At 62.6% G+C, this 20,565-nt stretch carries 24 protein-coding genes and 1 pseudogene; 16 read left to right on the forward strand and 9 right to left on the reverse strand.

Going from position 1 to position 20,565, the window contains the following annotated elements; translation table 11 throughout:
• Positions 1–78: 78 nt before the first annotated feature.
• Positions 79–468 (forward strand): preQ(1) synthase, encoded by a 390-nt coding sequence (gene queF / locus SynRS9902_RS03160; protein ID WP_006851779.1) that lies wholly within the window; start codon positions 79–81, stop codon positions 466–468.
• On the opposite strand, the gene SynRS9902_RS03165 is transcribed toward queF, so the two are convergent.
• From SynRS9902_RS03165 to SynRS9902_RS03180, 4 genes are all read right to left on the reverse strand, one after another.
• Positions 456–1,754, reverse strand: a complete 1,299-nt coding sequence (locus SynRS9902_RS03165) for a cytochrome c biogenesis protein ResB (protein ID WP_255446260.1) — start codon at positions 1,752–1,754, stop codon at positions 456–458. The two genes, queF and SynRS9902_RS03165, sit on opposite strands and share 13 nt — an antisense overlap.
• A gap of 5 nt (positions 1,755–1,759) precedes the next feature.
• On the reverse strand, positions 1,760–2,473 hold the full coding sequence (locus tag SynRS9902_RS03170; protein WP_186509953.1) for a cytochrome c biogenesis CcdA family protein: 714 nt from the start codon (positions 2,471–2,473) through the stop codon (positions 1,760–1,762).
• Between the two features lie 54 nt (positions 2,474–2,527).
• Positions 2,528–3,766, reverse strand: coding sequence for an FtsW/RodA/SpoVE family cell cycle protein (locus tag SynRS9902_RS03175; protein ID WP_370586320.1), 1,239 nt, complete (start codon positions 3,764–3,766; stop codon positions 2,528–2,530).
• A gap of 109 nt (positions 3,767–3,875) precedes the next feature.
• Positions 3,876–4,076: a hypothetical protein gene (locus SynRS9902_RS03180; protein WP_114989513.1), complete on the reverse strand. Its 201-nt coding sequence runs from the start codon at positions 4,074–4,076 to the stop codon at positions 3,876–3,878.
• Between the two features lie 96 nt (positions 4,077–4,172).
• On the opposite strand from SynRS9902_RS03180, the gene SynRS9902_RS03185 reads away from it, so the two are divergent.
• Positions 4,173–4,979, forward strand: coding sequence for a TlyA family RNA methyltransferase (locus tag SynRS9902_RS03185; protein WP_186509954.1), 807 nt, complete (start codon positions 4,173–4,175; stop codon positions 4,977–4,979).
• 57 nt (positions 4,980–5,036) lie between these two features.
• Here the strand turns inward: SynRS9902_RS03185 and SynRS9902_RS03190 are convergent, their stop codons facing one another.
• The 4 genes from SynRS9902_RS03190 to SynRS9902_RS03205 all read right to left on the reverse strand — a co-directional run bounded on the left by SynRS9902_RS03190 (position 5,037) and on the right by SynRS9902_RS03205 (position 9,619).
• A complete protein-coding gene (locus SynRS9902_RS03190) occupies positions 5,037–5,237 on the reverse strand; it encodes a phycobilisome linker polypeptide (RefSeq protein WP_114994657.1) in 201 nt (66 codons plus the stop codon).
• Positions 5,238–5,242: 5 nt separating this feature from the next.
• The gene (gene apcB / locus SynRS9902_RS03195) at positions 5,243–5,731 is read right to left on the reverse strand and encodes an allophycocyanin subunit beta (RefSeq protein WP_006849956.1); all 489 of its coding nucleotides are present in this window, start codon (positions 5,729–5,731) and stop codon (positions 5,243–5,245) included.
• 39 nt (positions 5,732–5,770) lie between these two features.
• The gene (locus tag SynRS9902_RS03200) at positions 5,771–6,256 is read right to left on the reverse strand and encodes an allophycocyanin (RefSeq protein WP_114989510.1); all 486 of its coding nucleotides are present in this window, start codon (positions 6,254–6,256) and stop codon (positions 5,771–5,773) included.
• Positions 6,257–6,664: 408 nt separating this feature from the next.
• Complete coding sequence (locus tag SynRS9902_RS03205; protein WP_186509955.1) at positions 6,665–9,619, reverse strand: phycobilisome rod-core linker polypeptide; 2,955 nt, start codon at positions 9,617–9,619, stop codon at positions 6,665–6,667.
• 146 nt (positions 9,620–9,765) lie between these two features.
• Here SynRS9902_RS03205 and SynRS9902_RS03210 point away from each other — a divergent pair, with 146 nt between their 5' ends.
• The 14 genes from SynRS9902_RS03210 to SynRS9902_RS03275 all read left to right on the forward strand — a co-directional run bounded on the left by SynRS9902_RS03210 (position 9,766) and on the right by SynRS9902_RS03275 (position 19,430).
• A complete protein-coding gene (locus SynRS9902_RS03210; RefSeq protein ID WP_186510497.1) occupies positions 9,766–10,935 on the forward strand; it encodes a class I SAM-dependent methyltransferase in 1,170 nt (389 codons plus the stop codon).
• 46 nt (positions 10,936–10,981) lie between these two features.
• Positions 10,982–11,320: a hypothetical protein gene (locus tag SynRS9902_RS03215; protein WP_186509956.1), complete on the forward strand. Its 339-nt coding sequence runs from the start codon at positions 10,982–10,984 to the stop codon at positions 11,318–11,320.
• Between the two features lie 24 nt (positions 11,321–11,344).
• Entirely contained in the window at positions 11,345–12,070 is a 726-nt protein-coding gene (gene atpB / locus SynRS9902_RS03220; RefSeq protein WP_006852023.1) for a F0F1 ATP synthase subunit A, read from the forward strand.
• 170 nt (positions 12,071–12,240) lie between these two features.
• Complete coding sequence (gene atpE / locus SynRS9902_RS03225; RefSeq protein ID WP_006851467.1) at positions 12,241–12,489, forward strand: ATP synthase F0 subunit C; 249 nt, start codon at positions 12,241–12,243, stop codon at positions 12,487–12,489.
• 69 nt (positions 12,490–12,558) lie between these two features.
• A complete protein-coding gene (locus SynRS9902_RS03230; protein WP_114989507.1) occupies positions 12,559–13,023 on the forward strand; it encodes a F0F1 ATP synthase subunit B' in 465 nt (154 codons plus the stop codon).
• On the forward strand, positions 13,023–13,505 hold the full coding sequence (locus SynRS9902_RS03235) for a F0F1 ATP synthase subunit B (RefSeq protein WP_186509957.1): 483 nt from the start codon (positions 13,023–13,025) through the stop codon (positions 13,503–13,505). Before SynRS9902_RS03230 ends, SynRS9902_RS03235 begins: the two co-directional genes overlap by 1 nt.
• Positions 13,505–14,053: an ATP synthase F1 subunit delta gene (gene atpH / locus SynRS9902_RS03240; RefSeq protein WP_115010103.1), complete on the forward strand. Its 549-nt coding sequence runs from the start codon at positions 13,505–13,507 to the stop codon at positions 14,051–14,053. Before SynRS9902_RS03235 ends, atpH begins: the two co-directional genes overlap by 1 nt.
• A 57-nt stretch (positions 14,054–14,110) precedes the next feature.
• Entirely contained in the window at positions 14,111–15,631 is a 1,521-nt protein-coding gene (gene atpA / locus SynRS9902_RS03245) for a F0F1 ATP synthase subunit alpha (protein ID WP_114989504.1), read from the forward strand.
• A gap of 13 nt (positions 15,632–15,644) precedes the next feature.
• Positions 15,645–16,595, forward strand: a complete 951-nt coding sequence (locus tag SynRS9902_RS03250) for a F0F1 ATP synthase subunit gamma (protein WP_186509958.1) — start codon at positions 15,645–15,647, stop codon at positions 16,593–16,595.
• A 103-nt stretch (positions 16,596–16,698) separates the two neighbouring features.
• Complete coding sequence (locus tag SynRS9902_RS03255; protein WP_186509959.1) at positions 16,699–17,409, forward strand: TIGR02466 family protein; 711 nt, start codon at positions 16,699–16,701, stop codon at positions 17,407–17,409.
• 32 nt (positions 17,410–17,441) lie between these two features.
• Complete coding sequence (locus SynRS9902_RS03260) at positions 17,442–17,771, forward strand: 2Fe-2S iron-sulfur cluster-binding protein (protein ID WP_114989502.1); 330 nt, start codon at positions 17,442–17,444, stop codon at positions 17,769–17,771.
• A complete protein-coding gene (locus SynRS9902_RS03265) occupies positions 17,768–17,953 on the forward strand; it encodes a hypothetical protein (RefSeq protein WP_186509960.1) in 186 nt (61 codons plus the stop codon). The genes SynRS9902_RS03260 and SynRS9902_RS03265 overlap by 4 nt, the downstream gene beginning before the upstream one ends.
• Before the next feature lie 11 nt (positions 17,954–17,964).
• Positions 17,965–19,002 (forward strand): DUF3326 domain-containing protein, encoded by a 1,038-nt coding sequence (locus tag SynRS9902_RS03270; RefSeq protein WP_255446186.1) that lies wholly within the window; start codon positions 17,965–17,967, stop codon positions 19,000–19,002.
• Positions 19,002–19,430, forward strand: a complete 429-nt coding sequence (locus SynRS9902_RS03275) for a YchJ family protein (protein WP_186509962.1) — start codon at positions 19,002–19,004, stop codon at positions 19,428–19,430. Before SynRS9902_RS03270 ends, SynRS9902_RS03275 begins: the two co-directional genes overlap by 1 nt.
• On the opposite strand, the pseudogene ald reads toward SynRS9902_RS03275, so the two are convergent.
• A pseudogene (ald, locus tag SynRS9902_RS03280) lies at positions 19,427–20,565 on the reverse strand (alanine dehydrogenase). The gene SynRS9902_RS03275 and the pseudogene ald overlap by 4 nt on opposite strands.

The following is a 20,565-nucleotide window of genomic DNA, read 5'->3' on the forward strand; positions in this document are numbered from 1 at the left end:
GTGCGTGGCCGCTGTTACAGAACGCTGCCGAAGCTTGACTTCCTAGGGTCGCTGATCAGAACTGGCCCCTACAGCCCTTTGACCCAGACCCCCCTCTACGGCGAACGCGCCATCGCCGAAGCCGAGCTGATCTGCTTCGACAACCCCCGGCCTGGGCGCCCCTACGAGGTGTCGATCGAGTTGCCGGAATTCACCTGCAAATGCCCCTTCTCCGGCTATCCCGATTTCGCGGTGCTGCGCCTGATCTATCAACCCGGGCCGCGGGTGGTGGAGCTGAAGGCGATCAAGCTGTATGTGAACAGCTACCGCGACCAGTCGATCTCCCATGAGGAGGTCACCAACCGCATCCTTGATGATCTAGTGGCGGCCACTGATCCGGTGTGGATGCAGCTGGAAGCCGATTTCAACCCCCGCGGCAACGTGCACACCGTGGTGCGGGTGAGTCACGGCACCCGTCAGCCCTGCTGATCGACCACCACCCGCTGCAGCAACTGAGGCAATTCAGTGGCGAAGGCGGCGAGGTTGCGGTTGCAGAGGCCACCCACGCTGAGGGTTCCATCGGCAGCGATGGCCCATAGCTGCCTGGTGGCCACGAGGCTCAACCCACCGCCCACTAGCAGCACTGCGAAGCCCAGGTACACCAGCGGTACTCCTGGATCCCGTTTGAGCAAAAGTCCGCTGGCCGGCAGCACCGCATCCACCCTCATCGGCAAGCCTTTCACCTCAGCTGCGGGACCACCCGGTCGCAGTCGGGCGAGCTGTTGGCCGTCGGCATCGAACACTGTGGCAGGCCCTTGTTCGCTCTCCAGGCTCAGAAACACCGGTTCCGTTCCATCGGGGCGTGTCGGCAGCACCAGGCCCCAGATCTGATCACCCAACTCCGGATAGGTCTGTAACGGCAGCTCCAGCACGGGGCTGCGCCCGATCTGCAGGCTGATCGTCGCCAGTGACCAATCGGCCTGGTAAATGGTGATGCCCCGGTGCCGCAGCGGGTGATTGACGCTGATCTCGGCATCCAGGCTTTGGTTGGGGCCCTGCAGCTGCAGAGCGGAGCGGAACTGTTCCGTGCGGCCCGCAGGGTCCCGATCGATGGCGAAGCGGTCCAGGGTGATGGTCAGTTGGGTTGTGCCATCGCGATCCAGCAGATCGAGGCTGCGGCCGGGGGCCAGGAAGCGTTCCAAGCGGTTCCCCGACAGCGCCCCCCAGGCTGCGCCAAGCATCAGCAGCACCAGGCCCGTGTGCACCAAGAGGGGCCCTACCCTGCCGATGGCGCCGCGCCTGGCCGCCAGCCGTTGTGGCTTGCGTTGCACGTCCCATCCGCCGGCCCGCAGCACCGTCTCCAGCTGCGTCAGACCCTGGCTTGGGTCAGCACAGGGCTGACTTTCGGCGATGGCCAATTTGCTCAGCTGGCGTGGGGTGCGGTAGTCGATCCAGCGCCGGGCCGCCATCAGTGCTGGCCACTGACGGCGCCAACTGCAGAGGATCAGGGCGAGACCCAGCCAGGCCAGCAGGGCCAGAAACCAGCCGCTGGAATACACATGATCGAGCTGCAACTGCAGCACCTGTTCGCCGTTAAGCAACCCCAGCCAGGGGGTATCGGCGTAGGCATCGATGTAGCTGGAGGGCGGATCCCCCTGGGGGATGCCGGTGCCCACGGCACTGGCCAGGGCAATCAGCAGCAGCAGCACGATCGCCAGCCGCAGATCGCTGAGCCAGGCGGCCAGGCGTTTCAGTGGGCCCATCCCGTTCGTCATTCCCATCAGCTCCAGCGGGCGAGCAGGGTGAGCAGACCGCTGGTGAGCAGCACCACTCCACTGGCTGGCGGCACCCAGCGACTGATGCCCCGCAGGGCGAGCAGTTTGGGAATGGCTGCTGCAAAGGTGCCCGCCAGCAACAGGGGCAGCACCTGGCCGATGCCGAAGCTGCTGAGCAGGGCTACCCCTGCCAGGGGACGTCCACTCTGGGCAATCCAGCCCAGCAGGACCGCCAACACGGGGGTGGTGCAGGGTGAAGCCGCCAGCCCGAAAGCCAGTCCTGCTGCAACCGGCGCCAGCGGGGCCGGCACCTTCTGACGCCATTGCTCAGGGTCTGGACCGCTGGGTAGTGGAATCCGCAGGACTCCCAGCAGGTTGAGCCCCATCGCTACCGCCAGGATCGCCACCAATGTTGGGATCAGTGCCGGCACCTGGCCGTAGATCCGGCCCAGCAATCCGCTGATGCTTCCCAGCAACACCAGGGCGCCGACGATGCCGCCGCAGAAGGCGAGGCTGCGCTGCCAGGCCGGTTGGCCATCGTCAAAGCCTGCCAGGTAGGCCAGCGTGACCGGCAGCAATGACAGGGAACACGGCCCAAGACTGGTGAGGGCGCCGCCACCAAACACCAATGCAAGCGTCAGTGGACCTGGATCCGCCAGGGCGCGCTGCAGCAGCTGTTCGCTGCTCTGGGCCAAATCGGAGAGCAGCAGCAGATCCACAGGTGCCCTTGAGTACGCAAAGCCTATCCAGGCAAGCCTGTCACCAGACCAGGCTCAGCGTTGACGCAACGACCGTTGGCGCCCGTTGGATCGTCGCCCGATCAAGCCGGTGGATTCCAGTGAACAGCGGATCAGCAGGCCCAGGATCACCAGGCTCGACATCAGCGAGTTGCCGCCGTAGCTGATCAAGGGCAGTGGCAGACCGGTGGTGGGCATCGCTCCAGAGGCCACCGCGATGTTCAGGATCGACTGGCCCACCAGGATCGTGGTGCAGCCGATGGCCACGAGCCGGGCCTGGTTGCTTCGGCAGCGCAGGGCCACCCGCAGCCCCACCCAGGCCACCATCATCAGGAACAGCAGCAGCAGCACCGAGCCCACGAATCCAAATTCCTCAGCGAACACCGCGTAGATGAAGTCGGTGCTCTGGATGGGCAGGTATTGGAGCTTTTGGGTGGAGAGGCCATAGCCCTGCCCCATCCAGCCGCCCGATCCGATCGCCAGCAGGCTCTGCACCAGCTGATAGCCATCTCCCATCGGGTCGTTCCAGGGATTCAGAAACGACACCACCCGGATCCGCTGGTATTCATTGATCAGAATGCTTGCGGTGCCCAGCAGCGATCCCGCCAGGGCGGTGCCCAACAGGCTGCGCCAGCGCAGCCCAGCCGCCAGGGCCACCATCCAGAGGGTGAGTCCCATCAGGGCCGCTGTGGAAAGGTTGGGTTGTTTGAGGATCAGCAGCAGCAGCCCTCCGAAGCTCCCCAGCCAAAGCAGCTTCTGGTCGAGGCTCATCCGGCTCCAGGGGGCGAACAGGTTGGCGGCCTGGAGCACCACGAAGGGTTTCACCAGCTCCGAGGGCTGCATCTGCAGTGGACCCAGCACCAGCCAGCGGCTGGCGCCGTTCACCGTGGTGCCCATCACCAGGGTGGCGGCGATCAGCAAGCAGCCCATCCACAGCCCTGGGCCTGACCAGCGCAGCCAGCGCCGCAGGTTGGTAGAGATCGTGATGCCCAGCAAACTCCAGCTGGCCAGGAGCCAGATCGCCTGCCGTTTCAGATAGAAACCGCCATCGCCCATTTCCCGCAGGGCCACCCACCAACTGGCGGACGCCAACACCACCAGCCCTGCCACACTCCAGAATCCTGCCAGCCCCATCAGCAGGCGAGCTTCTGCTGGCCAGAGCTGCCACGGCAAGGGCAGCAGCCGCTGGATCAGAGTCGACTTCTGAGTCTCTTGCTTACCCCGTCGTCTTGAAGCTCTGTGGAGGGCTGTCGCTTGACCCAAACGTTTGCTCAAACAGCATCAATGTTCCATTGAGCCGTGAAATGGTTGCCTTGCCAAGGCACTGATTGAACAGAATTGTTGGCTGGGAGTCTTTACACGACTTTGTGAGCAGCGGTTTCGCTTATGCAACGTTCAAGCGCTCATGCTCAACTTCCCATTGCACGTGGGATCCCCAGGATTGCTGGCGCACCCAGCAGCGTCCGCCGCGGCAGTGAAGCACCTGGAAAGGCGGCAGGTCGCAGGGCTGGTTGTCGAGTCGCACAAAGCTGCCTGGCTGCAACAGCGGCACCACCTTGGCGGGTTGGGGGCGGTGGTTGGACACGTCCTTCGACGCGAAGTGAGGCAATCCTCTTGGCAGAACAGGCTTCAGCCGTTGGATCGCCGGTTTTCTTCGGGATCGGTCTGCTTTTATGTCGCAATGGCGTCCAAACAGCGTCTTGATCTGGAACTCCTGACCCGTGGATTGGTCAGTTCACGCCAACAGGCGCAGCAGTTGATTCGTGCTGGAAAGGTGCGGGATGCCGCCGGCACCCTGTTGGATAAGCCCGGAACGGAGATAACGCCGGAGCGAGAACTGCGGGTGGAGCAGCCCCCCCGCTTTGTCTCCCGAGGGGGCGAAAAACTGCTAGAGGGTTTGAGGGCTTTCCCTGTGCCGGTGAAGGGGCGTGTCTGCCTGGACGGCGGCATCTCCACAGGGGGATTTACCGATTGCCTGCTGCAGCACGGTGCTTCTCGTGTTTATGGCGTTGATGTGGGTTACGGCCAGACGGCCTGGAGCTTGCGGACTGACGAACGGGTGGTGCTGCGGGAACGCACCAACCTGCGCCATTTGCAGCCCGACGATCTCTATGGAGCTGACGACCCCTGGCCCAGTCTGGCGGTCACCGATGTGTCGTTCATTTCCCTTCGGCTGATTCTTCCGGCGTTGCGCCGGTTGTTGCGGGGGGGCGAGACCGATGCGCTGGTGCTGGTGAAGCCGCAGTTTGAGGTGGGCAAGAGCCGCGTTGGCAAGGGCGGCGTGGTTCGTGACCCTGCGGCCCACCGGGATGCCATTGAATCCGTGATTGGAGCGGCGGCTGAATCGGGTTGGCAGCCCCAGGGCTTGGTGGCTTCGCCGATCACAGGGCCTGCCGGCAACCACGAGTACGTGCTCTGGTTGGGGGAGGGAGATGTCGCTGTTCTTCCGGATCTCGATGCTTTGGTGGCGCAGACCCTCCAGAGTTGATGGCCAATAAAAAAGCCCGGTGTTGAACCGGGCTCGGAATTCGCTTTGGAGCGGAGTTCAGTTGCCGACGTTGACCTGCTGACTCCCAGTGCAGAGCTCCACCTTGATGATGCGGCCACCCTGCTTTTGGATGCGCTGCTGTTCAGCGAACCAGCTGTCGTAGGGCACCCACTTGGTGAAGAAGGTGTTCTGCAATTCGCGCTGCGTCCGAACCTTTTCAGGGCTGGGGATGCAAGCGGTGACTTTGAACAACCTCATGGGGCTCAGTTGCCGAGACCGGAGCAGATGTAGTCGAAGTAGACACCCATTTCCTTGCCGGCATCAGGGCCGACCAGTCCGGCAGTGACTTCCTTCATGGCCTGGATGGCCTGGACGGTGGCGCCAATGGGCACACCCAGGGAGTTGTAGGTCTCTTTGAGGCCGTTCAGGACACGCTCGTCGAGGATTGAAGTGTCTCCAGCCAGCATGGCGTAGGTGGAGTACCGCAAGTAGTAGTCCAGGTCGCGGATGCAGGCGGCGTAGCGGCGAGTGGTGTACATGTTGCCGCCGGGACGGGTGATGTCCGAGTACAGCAGGGCCTTGGCGACAGCATCACGGATGATGGCCGAAGCGTTGGCGCTGATTGTGGCGGCAGCGCGCACACGCAGTTCGCCACTGGCGAAATACGACTCGAGGCTGCCCATTGAAGCCGTGTCCAGGTAGAGGCCCTGGACGTCCGACTTGTTGATGACGTTGGTGATGGCGTCTTGCATGGATCCGTGAGGAGGCGAGAGGGAAAATCAGCGTGAGGTTCAGGCGAGGGCGCCAACCACGTAGTCGAAGTAGGTGCCGGCTTCCTCTGCGTCGGCTCCGGTGAGGAGGCCCATGGCGACGATTTTCATTTCGCGCACGGCTTCTGCCATGGCTTCCAGGGGAGTGCCCAGGGAGCGATAGAGCTCTTTCGCGCCGATAACACCGATCTCTTCGATCGGAGTGACATCACCGGCAACGATGCCGTAGGTGACGAGGCGGAGGTAGTAGTCCATGTCACGCAGACATGTGGCGGTCATCTCTTCGCCGTAGGCATTGCCGCCGGGGGAGATGACGTCGGGACGCTTCTGGAACAGCTGACCACCAGCCTGCTTGACGATGCGCTCGCGGCTCTCGCACAGGACCTGGGCCACGCGCAGACGGCGTTGACCGCCGGTGACGAAGGCTTTGATCTGGTCGAGTTCGCCAGGGCTGAGGTAGCGGGCTTCGGCGTCCGCGTTGATGATCGAGTTGGAGACGATGCTCATGCAGTTCTGCCTCGAAACAAGCGGCCGCCCGTAGGAGACCGGTATCCGGTGAATAAGGGGTGATCCCGAAGGATCGCGTCCCAGACTAAAGGCTGGGACAGGGGGTCGAAGCGTTGGGAGTGAGACTTGTTCACATCGGTCAACACTGACCGTGGTGAGCTCGCTCCCTTGGATTCGGCTGATGCATTCTGCGCTGGCGATGGCCAGGGAGATTTGGCCGGGTAACAGTTCTTCACGGCGCATTTGTTCTGCGGAGAAGCCTTGGCATCACTGCGATTTGTGAGATCGCCCCTGATGTGTTCACGACGCACAAAATGATCCCGGTGAAGCCTTACTTCACCGGGATCGGATCACAAAAACCACCGTGATTTGTGGATGCTGTTTGTCAGCGAAATGGAGACCTGAGGATCAGATCGCGTCGCCTGTGGGAGGAGTCAGGCCTGCATTGCCGCGGTAGAGCGAGGCCGTGCGCTGGATGGTGGCTTGGTTGACCCCTGATGCGGTCGCCATGCCGTCGATGCGGGGCACCGTCGTGGTCATCCGTTCCGCCAACAGTTCAGTCACGGCAGCGCCATGACCCGCTTGAGCGCGGGTGATCAGGAAGCGGCTGGTTTCCGCTGGGGTGGTGGCCCGTCCCAGCAGAGCCAGACCTGCCGCGGATGCGGCCCGAAGCGGTGCCATCGTGGCGATTCGGTTCTGGAACGCTTCGCTCATCGCTACTTCAGCAATGAACTCGGTCAGGTCAATGTCCTGATTGCGCAGCCGTGATTCCGCGCTGATCAGACGCTCATTCCCTGTGGGGACACGGTTGAGAAGCTGCTTGTAAGTTGCATTTACAGCAGTCTGGAGTTCATCTTCGCTGCACGGCTGTTTCAGCTCCAGCGTCGCGGGAAGTCCACCCCGCAAACGGAATCCTTCAGCGCCTTCTGTGACAAGAGCCATCCCCATGCGTGGGAGTGCTTGACCGCTCCGCGCATTGGAAGAAATCAGCTCAACGCTCCACGACCGGCCACCAATGCTGGTTGGCGTTGAGTTGCTGGCTCGCCGCATCGGGAAGCCAGTCCTGTTGGACGCAAGACGTTGTTGACGCACTACTGACAGCCAACTGGGCGCAGCGGCGCTTCCGCTCATCGTTGTTGTGAACTCTTGGGTGGCTGTTTTTTGCGTGTCCGGCAGGTTGCGTGGCGTTACATCGCCACTGCTGCGGAATGCTTCGGATCGCTGTTGTGTTTCAGGACGGCTGCTGAGGGTGAGGTCAGCGGCAGCCTCGAGATTGAGAGCACGTGACCAGCCTGGAGTGCGGCGTGCAGTCACATCACCGGGTGTGATGAAACGTTCGTAGGGGACTGTGTCGGCCCCAAAAGCTTCGCTGTAGTCCTTGCTGTCGATCAGGGCGTCAACCACCCCGTAGAAGCCGTGGCGGGCAGCGGTGTCAAACAGGGCGTCGATTTCCCAGCGGCCGAAGGTGGGGCGTCCCAGCAGACGGCGGTGCATGACTTCGATCGCCTTCACGATGTAGAGGCCGCTCCAGTAGCGGCGTCGGAAAGCATCGGATTTGGCGACTGCCCGAACAAAATCCTTGAGGGAGATGTCTCCGTTTTCTAGGCGGGCTTCATCAGAGCTCATCCGTTCTCCCGCATAGCCGCCGTTGCCTAGCACTTGCACGTAAACAGCCTTGATCACAGCTTGGGTGCTGGCCTCAGTCGTACGGACGCTGGGCTGACCACCTCGCCCTGGATTCACAGTGCCACCCGTGGCGATCTGCTGAAGTCGCATCACACGCGGACCACCCTTGCGGGGGCGGCTCTTGCGGAAACTGTCGCTGTCCAGTTGGCCAGGGCTGTTGAGGCCGTTGCTCACGAGCAATCGGCGACTGTCGTAGCCGTAGGGGGCTGGTCGGGTGGCGACTGAGGCGGTTCCGCTGGGGAAGATGGCGCCGAATTTGTTCGCCACCGGATCATTGCCACCGCCGTAGACGTGCTGGTCGGCAAAGGGCTGGCGGTAGGAGGCGTAGAGGGTGACGTATTGCGGTGCGCCATCGAACGGGGCGCTGAAGTTGAACAACTTGCGGTTGGAGCCCCAGCCGGCACTCTCCTGAGCTTCCGTGCCGAGATCGCGCAGGTAGGGAACGGTTTCCTCTCCGAAGGCCTGGGCGTACTCCGAGGAATTCACCAGCACATCCACCAGACCGTTGAGGCCCTGGTCGCTGAGGATGGCGAACGACTTGCGGAATTCCTCAAGGGAGCTGATGCCCCGGCCGAGGAAGTGGCGGTAAGCCAGTTCCACCACGCGGCTGTTGACGAAACCGTCGTGGAACTGCTGGCGGTATTCCTTGCTGCGGCCAAGGGCGCGAACGAATTCGCGCATTGAGATTTGGCCCTGGCTGACAGCGCTGGCCTTATCGGCACAGGGAGTCTGGGAGTAGCCCTTGGCGATGTCGCGCTCAAACACCTGGCGGTAGGCGGCGCGGATGATTTCTGCTTTTTCGGCTCCGGACAGACCGGGACGCATTTCAAACAGCTGGCGTCCCTCTGAAGCCAGGGCATAGATCGCCGGCAGCTGCAGGCCCTGCTGCACTGCACTCCCCTGGCGTTGTTTGGTGCTGGGAGTGGGGATGGCCAGCTCCTGCAACAGCACGTTGAAGCAGTCGATGGTCATCTGACGGGCTTCAGGGCGATCCCTTAGCAGCTCAGCTGAGGCGGCACGCATTTCCTGAAGGGCCACATTGGTGGCGGCCAGGGAGCAGTTCTCGAGAAGGATGTCCCGGAGCCCGCGGGTGTTCACCGCAAGGATGCTGGGGTCTCCGGCGACCAGTGCGTAGCCCACGTAGCGCAGGAACCAACCCATGTCGCGCACCGACTTGCGCATGAAGGCCGGGCCGTATTTGGCCACGCTGATGGCGTTGAAGCCTGTGGGAAGTACCACTCGAATATCAGCATCCCCTCCGGCCCCTTCGAGAAGACGGGTCAGAAAGTTGCCTCTTTTTTTTGTGCCGCTATCGCCAGTAAACGTGCGCACCGACTGCTCAAAGGCGGCTTGGTCAGCTGCCAACGGAGTGCCTTCCTGACGTGTTGAACGTCCGGTTTCGCCCGTTGTTAGAGGCGCTTCAAGGAAGGAGAGGGGCGTTCCCCCCACAAAAATTCTGTTGGCGGCGCGGGCCACGATGGCCTCGGCGTTGGCCGCAATGATCCGGGACGCTTCGATCCGGTCCTGACCGGTGCGGAAGAAGGTCACAAGACTGTCCAACTCCCCGTTGTCAGGGAATCGGTCCTGCTGCTCTGCCTGACGGACGCTGGAGAGCGGCAGCGTGTCGAACAGTTGGGGAGACACGCGCGGGCTGCCGCTGCTGGCGGTCACTGTCATCGACGAAAGCAAGCCGGATCGCGCCACGTTACGGCTGCTGGGATGGCCCTCCGTGGCCCCATGAACAAATGTTTGCAGGCCTTGCGGTGCTGCAGGGGATCCACGGGTCTGACGTGAAAAGCTCGCAGGCGCGAAATCAGCGCTGCATGACCCACCCCAAGCCCAGTGATGCTGCGACTCCCGTGGTGAGTGCGTTTTATGACCGCTTCCCCTTCCCGGGGGATCCTCTGCAGGACGGACCGCCACCTGGATACAACTGGCGCTGGTGTCATCGCAGCGTTCTAGCTGCCGTGCACGGATCGATCCCTGCAGGGATGAACGCGCCGCGGATCCTCGATGCCGGCTGCGGAACCGGGGTGAGCACCGATTACCTCTGCCATCTCAACCCGGGGGCTGACGTGCTCGGGGTGGACATCAGTGATGGGGCTCTGGCGGTGGCCCGGGAACGTTGCCAGCGCTCCGGGGCGGCCGAGCAAGTGACCTCCCTGCGTCAGGAGCAGCGCAGTCTTCTCGATCTGGCCGACGAAGGGGCCTTCGACTACATCAATTCGGTGGGGGTGCTGCATCACCTAGATCAGCCGGAGGCTGGGCTGCGCTCCCTGGCGGATCGCCTGGCTCCGTCGGGTCTGCTGCATCTCTTTCTTTACGCCGATGCCGGTCGCTGGGAGATTCATCGCATCCAGAAAGCGCTGAGTCTTCTGAATGCCGGTACAGGCTCGGAGGGCCTGCATCTGGGCCGGGAGCTGTTCGAGACCCTGCCGGAAGGCAACCGCCTGGCCCGCCATCACCGGGAACGCTGGGCTGTGGATTGCGCCCCTGACGCGAATTTCGCGGACATGTACCTGCACCCGCAGGAAACCAGTTACAACCTCGAGCGCCTCTTCGCGTTCATCGAAACGGCGGGCCTGCATTTCGCCGGCTTCTCCAATCCGGAGGTTTGGGATCCAGCCCGCCTTCTTCAGGGAGAGCTGCTCGAGCGAGCCCAGGCCTTGCCACCGCGTCAGCAGTGGGAGCTTGTGGAGCAGCTGGATCCCGACATCAGCCACTTCGAGTTCTTTCTTTCCGCGGCACCGGTGGAGCGAGCTCGCTGGAGTGATGAGGCCCTCGGCCTGGCCAGAGGTTCGGTTCAGCCTTGCCTCTGGGGTGAACCCGATCCGATTCTTGGTCGCAACATGGAGCCCATTCAGCTCAGTGATACCGACCGCGCTTTGCTGCGGACTGTTGCTGAGCAGCCGGAACAGAGTCTGGGGGCCCTTGCGTCTCCTGATCAGATCCGCGATCTTGTGGATCGCCAGCTGCTGCTGTTGCAGGAATAACAGCAGCGAACGCGTGATAGATTCCGCGCGCCATTTCAGGCAGCGCTTGGAAGATTTTTACCGTCTTCAACGTCGCCTGCTGTTGGCCACCGTTCTGGTGTCATTCGTCACGGTTCCGATCGTGGCTCTCACCATGAATCTCTCGGTGGCCGGCAGTGTTCTTGTGGGCTCCTGCGCCGGACTTCTGTACGTGCGCTTGCTGGCTCGCAGTGTGGCCCGGCTCAGTGACCAGTCCCGTGGACTGGGGCGTTTTCAGCTCATCGTTCCAACCCTGCTTGTGGTTGGTTCGGCCAAGCTGCCCCAGCTCGATCTGCTGCCGGCCTTCCTGGGATTCCTTCTCTACAAGCCCGCCCTGATTCTTCAGCACGTCTTCGACGACCGCTGAGTCTGAGCACTTTCCTCTGCACCCATGGCTTTGTTGCCCTTACCACTCCCGTTCGCTGAACTGGAAGTGGGTCATCACCTGTACTGGCAGATCGGCGATCTGTATCTGCACGGCCAGGTGTTCCTGAGCTCCTGGATCCTGATCGGCATCCTCCTTGCTGTGGTGCTTGTCGGCACCCGCGGGATGAAGCGTGACCCGATCGGTCTGCAGAACCTGCTCGAATTTCTCTGGAATTTCATCCGCGACATCGCCCGCGACAACATCGGCGAGAAGTACTACCGCGACTGGCTGCCGTTCATCGGCACCTTGTTCCTGTTCATCTTCGTGAGCAATTGGGGTGGAGCCCTGATCCCCTGGAAGATCTTCGAACTCCCTGAGGGTGAGCTCGGCGCTCCCACCGCAGACATCAACACCACCGTGGCGATGGCTCTGCTGGTGTCACTGGCGTACTTCTATGCCGGCTTGAGCCGTAAGGGCCTGCGCTTCTTCGAGCTTTACGTGGAGCCGACCCCGATCATGCTCCCGTTCAAGATCATCGAGGAATTCACCAAGCCTCTCTCCCTCTCCTTCCGTCTGTTCGGAAACATCCTTGCCGACGAATTGGCTGTGGGCGTGCTGGTGTACCTGGTTCCGCTGATCGTGCCCCTGCCTGTGATGCTTCTGGGTCTGTTCACCAGTGCCATTCAGGCTCTGATCTTCGCGACCCTGGCGTCCTTCTACATCGGTGAAGGCCTCCACGAGGCCCACTAAAAACCGATCCCCTCTATCGCCAGAGAACGGCGATCTGCTAAACACATCCGCGCGCAGGTCCGGCATTGCACCCGGGCCCGTTCCTTCGGGAATGTCCCTGCGCGGGGGGAACCGATCCCCAAGTCCATTCCGTACAGCGCTTCCCAGCGCTTCCCCTTACACCACCCAACATGGATTCCATCACCTCCGCCGCTTCCGTTGTGGCTGCTGGCCTGGCAGTCGGCCTCGCCGCCATCGGCCCTGGTATCGGTCAGGGCACCGCGTCCGGCGGCGCTGTTGAGGGCATCGCCCGTCAGCCCGAAGCCGAAGGCAAGATCCGCGGCACCCTGCTGCTGTCCCTGGCATTCATGGAATCGCTGACCATCTACGGCCTGGTGGTGGCTCTGGTGCTTCTGTTCGCCAACCCCTTCGCCGGCTGATCAGTGCAGGGGGATCGCTGATCCCCCTCCTGAACGTCTTGTTTCGATTCCTTCCCAGCGCACCTTTCCATGACCTGGCTTCTGCTCGCTGAAGCAGGTGTTCCGGAGGGAGGTCTTTTTGACCTCGATGCCACCCTTCCGCTGATGGCGGTTCAGGTGGTTCTCCTCACCTTCCTGCTCAATGTCCTCTTCTTCCGTCCGGTCGGCAAGGTCGTGGAAGATCGTGAGGGCTACATCTCCACCAGTCGTGCTGATGCCAAGCAGAAGCTCGCCCAGGTTGAACGCCTGGAGGCTGATCTGGCTGAACAGCTAAAAGGTGCCCGCCAGGCCGCTCAGGCCGTGATTATTGAGGCGGAACAAGAAGTTGACCGGCTTTACCGCGAAGCACTGGCTCAGGCGGAAGCTGAAGCCAACCGCACCAAAGAGGAAAGCCGTCGTGCCATCGAGGCCGAGCGTGAGTCCGCCCGAACCCAACTCAAGGGCCAGGTGGATCAGCTGAGCACCACGATCATCAACCGTTTGCTGGCCGCGTGATGTCTCTGAATTTCAATCCGCTCGAAACCAATCTGGTCAACCTGGTCATTGTGATCAGTCTCCTGGTTTGGTTCCTGCGCGGTTTCCTGGGAGGAATCCTGGAACGCCGCCGCGCCGCCATCCTTCAGGACCTGCAGGACGCAGAGTCCCGCCTGAAGACCGCCACTGAAAACCTGAGCCAGGCTCAGTCCGAGTTGGCTGCTGCCCAGCAGAAAGCCGAGAAGATTCGTGCTGATGGTCAGGCCCGCGCCGCAGGCATTCGTGCCGAAGGCGAGAAGCGCACCATCTCCGTGATGGCTGCGATCAAGGCCGGTGCCGATGCTGATGCAGAGGCCGATGCCGCCCGGATCAAGGACAGCCTCCGTCGTGAAGCTGCTCTGGCGGCAATCGACAATGTTCTTGCCCAGCTTCCGGGTCGTCTCGACGCCAGTGCTCAGGCCAAGTTGATCGATTCCACCATCAAAAATCTGGAGAACGCCTGATGCCTCTCCTCAACTCTCTGGCCACCCCCTACGCCGAAGCATTGCTTCAGGTCACCGAAGCCCGAGGTGAGTCTGAAACCGTTGCTGATCAATGCAAGCAACTGCTTGCGATCTGGAACGATTCCGAAGACTTCCGCGACGCCATGGTGTCTCCGGTTCTTGAGCCGGATGCCAAAAAGCAGGCCCTCAAGGCCCTCGTGGGTGAGCAGGTCACCCCGTCCGTTCTCAACCTTCTCAAGGTCTTGGCGGATCGGCAGCGACTCCTTGCCTTCGATGCGGTGATGCTTCGCTACCTCGAGCTCTATCGCGAGCAGCAGGGCATCACCCTGGCTCAGGTCCGCTCAGCCCAGGCTCTCAGCGAAGAGCAGCAAGCGGCCCTCTCCAAGAAGGTGCAGGCCATGGCCGGCACCAACAAGGTCGACATCGACCTCAGTGTGGATCCGTCCCTAATCGGCGGTTTCGTCGTGAGTCTCGGATCTCAGGTGATCGACGCCAGCCTGTCTGGCCAGGTTCGTCGCCTCGGTCTGGCACTCGCCAAGGCGAGCTGACCTCACTTCTTCCTCCACCGCTTCTTCCCCCCCCACTCCCAGCTGGGATCACACGCCATGGTTTCCATCCGTCCCGACGAGATCAGCGCCATCCTCAAGCAGCAAATTGAGGACTACGACAAGTCGGTTTCCGTCAGCAATGTCGGCACCGTTCTCACCGTGGGCGACGGCATCGCCCGCGTTTACGGCCTGCAGCAAGCCATGGCCGGTGAGCTCCTCGAATTCGAGGACGGCACCGAAGGCATTGCCCTGAACCTCGAAGACGACAACGTCGGCGCGGTGCTGATGGGTGAGGGCTATGGCATTCAGGAAGGCAGCACGGTGAAGGCCACCGGCAAGATCGCCGCTGTGCCCGTGGGTGAAGCCATGCTGGGCCGGGTGGTGAACTCCCTGGGCCGTGCCATCGACGGCAAGGGTGAAATCGCCACCAGCGAGACGCGCCTGATCGAATCCATGGCGCCCGGCATCATTCAGCGCAAGTCGGTGCATGAGCCGATGCAGACCGGCATCACCGCCATCGACGCGATGATCCCCGTCGGCCGTGGCCAGCGCGAGCTGATCATTGGTGACCGCCAGACCGGCAAGACCGCCATCGCGATCGACACGATCCTGAACCAGGCGGATCAGGACATGATCTGCGTCTACGTCGCCGTGGGTCAGAAGGCTGCTTCTGTGGCCAACGTCGTTGAAGTGCTGCGTGAGCGCGGCGCCCTCGACTACACCGTGATCGTCGCGGCCAACGCGTCCGAGCCCGCTGCGCTGCAGTACTTGGCTCCTTACACCGGCGCCTCCATTGCCGAGTACTTCATGTACAAGGGCAAGGCCACCCTGGTGATTTACGACGATCTCTCGAAGCAGGCTGCTGCCTACCGCCAGATGTCGCTCCTGCTGCGTCGTCCGCCCGGTCGTGAGGCCTACCCCGGCGACGTCTTCTACTGCCACAGCCGTCTGCTCGAGCGTGCAGCCAAGTTGTCTGACGCCATGGGCAAGGGTTCCATGACCGCCCTGCCGATCATTGAGACCCAGGCCGGTGACGTTTCGGCCTACATCCCCACCAACGTGATTTCGATCACGGATGGTCAGATCTTCCTCAGTTCTGACCTGTTCAACTCCGGTCTGCGTCCTGCGATCAACGTGGGTATCTCCGTGAGCCGGGTGGGCGGTGCTGCCCAGACCAAGGCCATCAAGAAGATTGCCGGCACCCTCAAGCTGGAGCTGGCCCAGTTCGACGAGCTGGCCGCCTTCTCCCAGTTCGCTTCTGACCTGGATGCTTCCACCCAGCAGCAGCTGGAGCGCGGCAAGCGTCTGCGTGAACTGCTCAAGCAGCCTCAGTTCAGCCCCCTGATCCTGGCTGAGCAGGTCGCCATCGTTTACGCCGGTGTGAAGGGCCTGATCGACGACGTCCCCGTCGACAAGGTTGTTGATTTCTCCCGCGAACTGCGTGAGTACCTCAAGTCCAACAAGGCTGAGTTCATCACCGAAATCCAGGAGAAGAAAGTGATGAGCCCTGAGGCTGAGGCGATCCTCAAGGACGCCATCACCGAAGTCGTGTCCACCATGGTCGCCTCCGCGGCCTGAAGGAGCTGCCGACATGGCGAATCTCAAGGAAATCCGAGACCGAATTAAGTCGGTCAAAAACACCCGCAAGATCACCGAGGCCATGCGCCTGGTGGCTGCGGCCAAGGTGCGCCGCGCCCAGGAGCAAGTGCTCCGCAGCCGTCCCTTCGCGGATCGGCTGGCCCGGATCCTGGAAAACCTCCAGTCCCGCATGGGTTTTGAAGATGCGGCATCTCCCCTGATGCAGCAGCGCAATGTGGAGACCATCACCCTGGTGGCGGTCACCGGCGATCGCGGCCTGTGTGGTGGCTACAACGCCAACATCATCAAGCGCACGGAACAGCGTTTTGCTGAGCTGAAGGGAAAGGGCTTCGACGTGAAGCTGCTGCTGATCGGCACCAAAGCCATCGGCTACTTCACCCGTCGGGACTACCCGATCCAGGCCACCTTCTCCGGTCTGGAACAGGTGCCCACCGCCGATGAGGCCAACGCGATCTCCACAGATCTGCTGGCTGAGTTCCTGGCCGAAAGCACCGACCGCGTTGAGCTGATCTTCACCAAGTTCATCAACCTGGTGAGCTGCAAGCCCGTGGTTCAAACCCTGCTGCCCTTGGATCCTCAGGACATTGCTGATCCCGAGGATGAGATCTTCCGTCTCACCACCAAGGACGGCCTTCTGACGGTGGAGCCTGGTGCAGGCCCTGCCAACACCGAGCCGAAGATTCCTTCGGACATCGTGTTTGAGCAGACCCCTGAACAGTTGCTGAATGCACTGCTTCCGCTGTATCTGCAGAACCAGATGCTGCGTTCCCTGCAGGAATCGGCAGCCTCCGAGCTGGCCAGCCGGATGACGGCCATGAACAACGCCAGCGACAACGCCAAGGAATTGGCCAAGAGCCTCACCCTTGACTACAACAAGGCCCGTCAGGCTGCGATTACCCAGGAGATCCTGGAAGTTGCAGGCGGTGCGGCCGCTGTTGGCTAACCATTTCGGTTGATCTTTTTGGTCGATCAATTCATAGACAGCCGGCCCTTCGGGGCCGGCTTTTTTGTGCTGTGTTTACGGTGAAGCGGAGCGGTTTGAGGGCGTGGGCGTGCTTCAGCTTCATCAGCTCTTCCCCACCGTCGTGGCAACGACGCAACTTCCTCTCGACCCTCTGCAGCAGGCGTCCTGCATGCAGGCTCTGCTGGAGCTTCGCGGCGAGGCCGAGGGCAACCCCAATGAAGGCTGCGCCTGGACGGGGGACCTGCATGGGGTGTGGCAGCTGCATCAACAGCAGCCCTTTCAGGCCTTGGCTCAGTTGGTGGTTCAGCAGGCCTGGAGTTATCTCGATTCGCTTGGGTTTGAGCGAAGCCAAGTGGCCCTGCATCTGCAGCGTTGCTGGCCGGTGATCAGTGATTGGGATCAAGCGGTTGGCCGCCACCATCACCCCAATGCCCATCTCAGTGCTGTTCTGTACCTCACGGGTAACGGCTCAGGAGAAGAAGGCATGTTGCGGCTGCATGCGTCCGATCAACCCAATGAGTTGGTGGCGGGTTTGGCGGTGGGTTACGGCGGCCCGATTGCTGAAGGCCACCCGTTTAATCAGGCCCACTGGGATCTGGCCCCACGCCCCGGTTTACTGGTGCTGTTTCCGTCGAGCCTGCACCACAGCGTTCTGCCCAACGACGCCCCAGACGAGCTGCGCTGTTCCATCAGTTTTGATTTCGTGCTGACAGCACCCGTGCAGGGTGGTTCGCCGGAATATCTGGCGCCCCACCCCCGCCATTGGGACTCGCTGGACGAGCCCATTGCCTGAGAGAATGTTGCGTCTTCCTTGTTGAGCCCGGCATGTCCGACGTGGCCACTTACACCGTCCGCGCCGAGTTCGAAGGCGAAACCCACAGCTTTCCCTGCCGCGCTGACCAGACGGTGCTGAATGCTGCTGAGGCCGCTGGCATCACCCTCCCCAGCTCCTGCTGCTCCGGGGTGTGCACCACTTGTGCTGCGGTGATCAGCGAGGGCAGTGTTGAGCAGCCCGATGCCATGGGCGTGAAGGGTGAGCTTCAGCAGCAGGGCTACAGCCTGCTCTGTGTAGCTTTCCCGCGGGCTGATCTCACCCTCAAGGCGGGGCAAGAGGATGCGCTCTACGAAGCTCAGTTCGGTCAATACCAGAAGTGAGGCTCCACAGCCTGCAACGCCAGTTTCCTTGGCCCGCTGATGTGCCATTGGTTGAGCTGCGCAGCTGGATCCGTCAGCAGTTGGCTCAGGAGGGTGATCTGCTGCGGTGGGCTCTTACCGCAGTGCACTCCAGTGTCGATGGTGCTCGCACCCTTCAAGTGGAGGCAGTGATCAGCGCGTGAGCTCGGCACCGATGCCAACGCTGATGCTGGTGCCCACGGGCATCGGTTGTGACATCGGTGGCTACGCCGGTGACGCCCTGCCGTCTGCACGCTTGCTTGCTGCAGCGAGCGGCTGCCTGATCACCCATCCCAATGTGATGAACGGGGCTTCGCTGTATTGGAGTGATTCCCGCGTGCTCTATGTGGAGGGTTATGGCCTCGATCGGTTTGCCGTGGGTGACTGGGCCCTGCGGCCGGTGCGAAGGCAACGGATCGGGTTGCTGCTGGATGCCGGCATCGAGCCCGAGCTGGCCCAGCGCCAGATTCAGGTGGCTGAGGGCTGCCGCGCCAGCCTGGGTTTGGAGATCGGCCCGGTGGTTTCCACGGATGCGCCGCTTGAGGTGACGCTTGAGTGTGGTGCCAGTGGCGCCAGCTGGGGGCGATTGGGGTGTCCTGATGCCTTGTTGCGGGCCGGTGAACGCTTGAAGCAGGCCGGGGCAACGGCGATTGCGGTGGTGGCCCGCTTCCCGGAGGATCCGGAGAGTGACGCGTTGGCGGCGTATCGCCAGGGCAGTGGCGTGGATGCTCTGGCCGGTGCTGAAGCGGTGATCAGCCACCTGCTGGTGCAGCACCTACAGATCCCCTGTGCCCACGCTCCGGCCTTGGACCCTTTGCCCCTGGATCCGCAGCTGGATCCAAGGGCGGCGGGTGAGGAGCTCGGCTACACCTTCCTGGCCTGCGTGCTGGTGGGGCTGAGCCGAGCACCGGATCTGGTGAGCCTCCCCCGGCAGCCTGGCGATCTTGATGCGGCGCAATTGGGGGCGGTTGTGGTGCCCGCAGGCGCCCTAGGGGGTGAAGCGGTGCTGGCTTGTCTGGAACGGAATGTTCCGCTGATCACAGTGGAGAACCCCGCGGTGCTGTCGGTCACGGCCGATGCCCTTGGTTTGAGCCAGGGCGTTCTCCATGCCAGCAGTTACAGCGAGGCCGCAGGGTTGGTGCTGGCGCTGCGGGAGGGCGTGAGCCCGGCATCCCTTGGCCGGCCACTGCCACCGTTACAACGGTTGGACTGATGCCTGGCGGTTTCGGTGGAGCCCTCGATCAGAGCACTTGCCCCTGTGGGGGTGGTGTTTATCGCAGCTGCTGCGGGCCCTTGCATCGCGGCGATCAGCGTGCCGAAACGGCTGAACAGCTGATGCGCTCCAGATATTCAGCCTTTGCGCGTGGCGAGATCGACTATCTGCTGGCCACCCACCCCGAGCCGGATGTTCCAGCACAGCAGCGGCGTCGTTCCCTGGAGCGGAGTTGCCGGCAGACCCGTTGGCTCGGCCTGCAGGTGCTTGAGGTAATCGCCGGCGGCTCGCGGGATCTGGAGGGAACGGTGCGGTTTGAAGCGCGTTATCGCGGTGGGGTGCTGAAGGAAACCTCCCTGTTTCAGCGTCGCGATGGTGCGGAGGATGGTCCTTGGCTTTATGTGGGTGCACTCCACTTGGAGGGCTAACGCAGGCACGCCATCGGATGCCGCGGCGGCACCCCCAGTGCTTTGGCCACGCCGGGGTGGCAGACCGATCCCTGCACCGTGTTCAGGCCGGAGATGAGTTCCGGTCGTTCCGTCACCGCCTCCTCCAGGCCCCGCCCGGCGATGCCCAGGATGTACGGGAGGGTCACGCTCACCAGGGCTTCGGTGGAGGTGAACGGCACAGCTCCTGGCATGTTGCCCACGGCGTAGTGCTGCACGCCGTGGATGGTCACGGTGGGATTGCGGTGGGTTGTCTCCTGGCTGGTGGCGATGCAGCCGCCTTGGTCGATGGCCACATCCACGATCACCGAACCGGGCCGCATCTGCTTCACCATCTGCTCGTCCACCAGGGTGGGGGCGCGCCCACCGGGGGTAAGCACGGCTCCGATCACCAGATCTGCCGTTGGCACCAACCGTTCCAACAGCCCGCGGCTACTCACCACACTCATCAAGCGACCGCGCCGGTCGGCCTCCAGGCTGCGCAACCGCTGGGGTGAGCGGTCGAGCAGCAACACCTCGGCATCCATCGCGGCGGCCGTTCGTGCGGCATTCCATCCCACGGTGCCGGCGCCAAGCACCACCACCCGGGCCGGTTGCACGCCGGTGCAGCCCCCCATCAGCACGCCGCGGCCGCCGTGGGGTTTCTCCAGCAGGTGAGCTCCAACCTGGGCCGCCAAGCGCCCCGCGATTTCGCTCATCGGTGCCAGCAACGGCAGGCTGCCGTTCTCCAGCTGCACGGTTTCGTAGGCGATGGCGGCGGTGCCCGCCTCCAGCAGGGCCTCGCCAACGTTTGGATAAGCCGCCAGATGCAGGTAGGTGAACAGCACCATGTCTTTCCGCAGTAGGCAAATTCCTCCGCCTGCGGTTCCTTCACCTTCACCACCAAATGGGCGCCCCAGGCCTCGTCGCGGCTCACCATCTGAGCACCGGCGGCGGCAAAGGCATCGTCACCGATTCCCGCTCCGGCTCCGGCTCCGGTTTCGATGCGCACCTCCAAGCCTTGGCTCACCAGCTCCCGTACCGCATCGGGAGTCAGCGCCACGCGCTGCTCATCGAGCTTGATCTCCTTCGGCACACCGATGCTGGCCATCGGGGCCGAGAGAACGGAGGCTGCCAT

The organism is Synechococcus sp. RS9902 (assembly GCF_014279635.1).
Lineage (GTDB): Bacteria > Cyanobacteriota > Cyanobacteriia > PCC-6307 > Cyanobiaceae > Parasynechococcus.

Bases quoted from the DNA above. Each gene is read 5' to 3' on its own strand.
- SynRS9902_RS03165 (WP_255446260.1), bottom strand. From the start codon at position 1,754: ATGACGAACGGGATGGGCCCACTGAAACGCCTGGCCGCCTGGCTCAGC.
- SynRS9902_RS03185 (WP_186509954.1), top strand. From the start codon at position 4,173: ATGGCGTCCAAACAGCGTCTTGATCTGGAACTCCTGACCCGTGGATTG.
- SynRS9902_RS03190 (WP_114994657.1), bottom strand. From the start codon at position 5,237: ATGAGGTTGTTCAAAGTCACCGCTTGCATCCCCAGCCCTGAAAAGGTT.
- apcB (WP_006849956.1), bottom strand. From the start codon at position 5,731: ATGCAAGACGCCATCACCAACGTCATCAACAAGTCGGACGTCCAGGGC.
- SynRS9902_RS03200 (WP_114989510.1), bottom strand. From the start codon at position 6,256: ATGAGCATCGTCTCCAACTCGATCATCAACGCGGACGCCGAAGCCCGC.
- SynRS9902_RS03205 (WP_186509955.1), bottom strand. From the start codon at position 9,619: ATGACAGTGACCGCCAGCAGCGGCAGCCCGCGCGTGTCTCCCCAACTG.
- SynRS9902_RS03210 (WP_186510497.1), top strand. From the start codon at position 9,766: ATGACCCACCCCAAGCCCAGTGATGCTGCGACTCCCGTGGTGAGTGCG.
- atpB (WP_006852023.1), top strand. From the start codon at position 11,345: ATGGCTTTGTTGCCCTTACCACTCCCGTTCGCTGAACTGGAAGTGGGT.
- atpE (WP_006851467.1), top strand. From the start codon at position 12,241: ATGGATTCCATCACCTCCGCCGCTTCCGTTGTGGCTGCTGGCCTGGCA.
- SynRS9902_RS03230 (WP_114989507.1), top strand. From the start codon at position 12,559: ATGACCTGGCTTCTGCTCGCTGAAGCAGGTGTTCCGGAGGGAGGTCTT.
- SynRS9902_RS03235 (WP_186509957.1), top strand. From the start codon at position 13,023: ATGTCTCTGAATTTCAATCCGCTCGAAACCAATCTGGTCAACCTGGTC.
- atpH (WP_115010103.1), top strand. From the start codon at position 13,505: ATGCCTCTCCTCAACTCTCTGGCCACCCCCTACGCCGAAGCATTGCTT.
- atpA (WP_114989504.1), top strand. From the start codon at position 14,111: ATGGTTTCCATCCGTCCCGACGAGATCAGCGCCATCCTCAAGCAGCAA.
- SynRS9902_RS03250 (WP_186509958.1), top strand. From the start codon at position 15,645: ATGGCGAATCTCAAGGAAATCCGAGACCGAATTAAGTCGGTCAAAAAC.
- SynRS9902_RS03260 (WP_114989502.1), top strand. From the start codon at position 17,442: ATGTCCGACGTGGCCACTTACACCGTCCGCGCCGAGTTCGAAGGCGAA.
- SynRS9902_RS03270 (WP_255446186.1), top strand. From the start codon at position 17,965: ATGCCAACGCTGATGCTGGTGCCCACGGGCATCGGTTGTGACATCGGT.
- SynRS9902_RS03275 (WP_186509962.1), top strand. From the start codon at position 19,002: ATGCCTGGCGGTTTCGGTGGAGCCCTCGATCAGAGCACTTGCCCCTGT.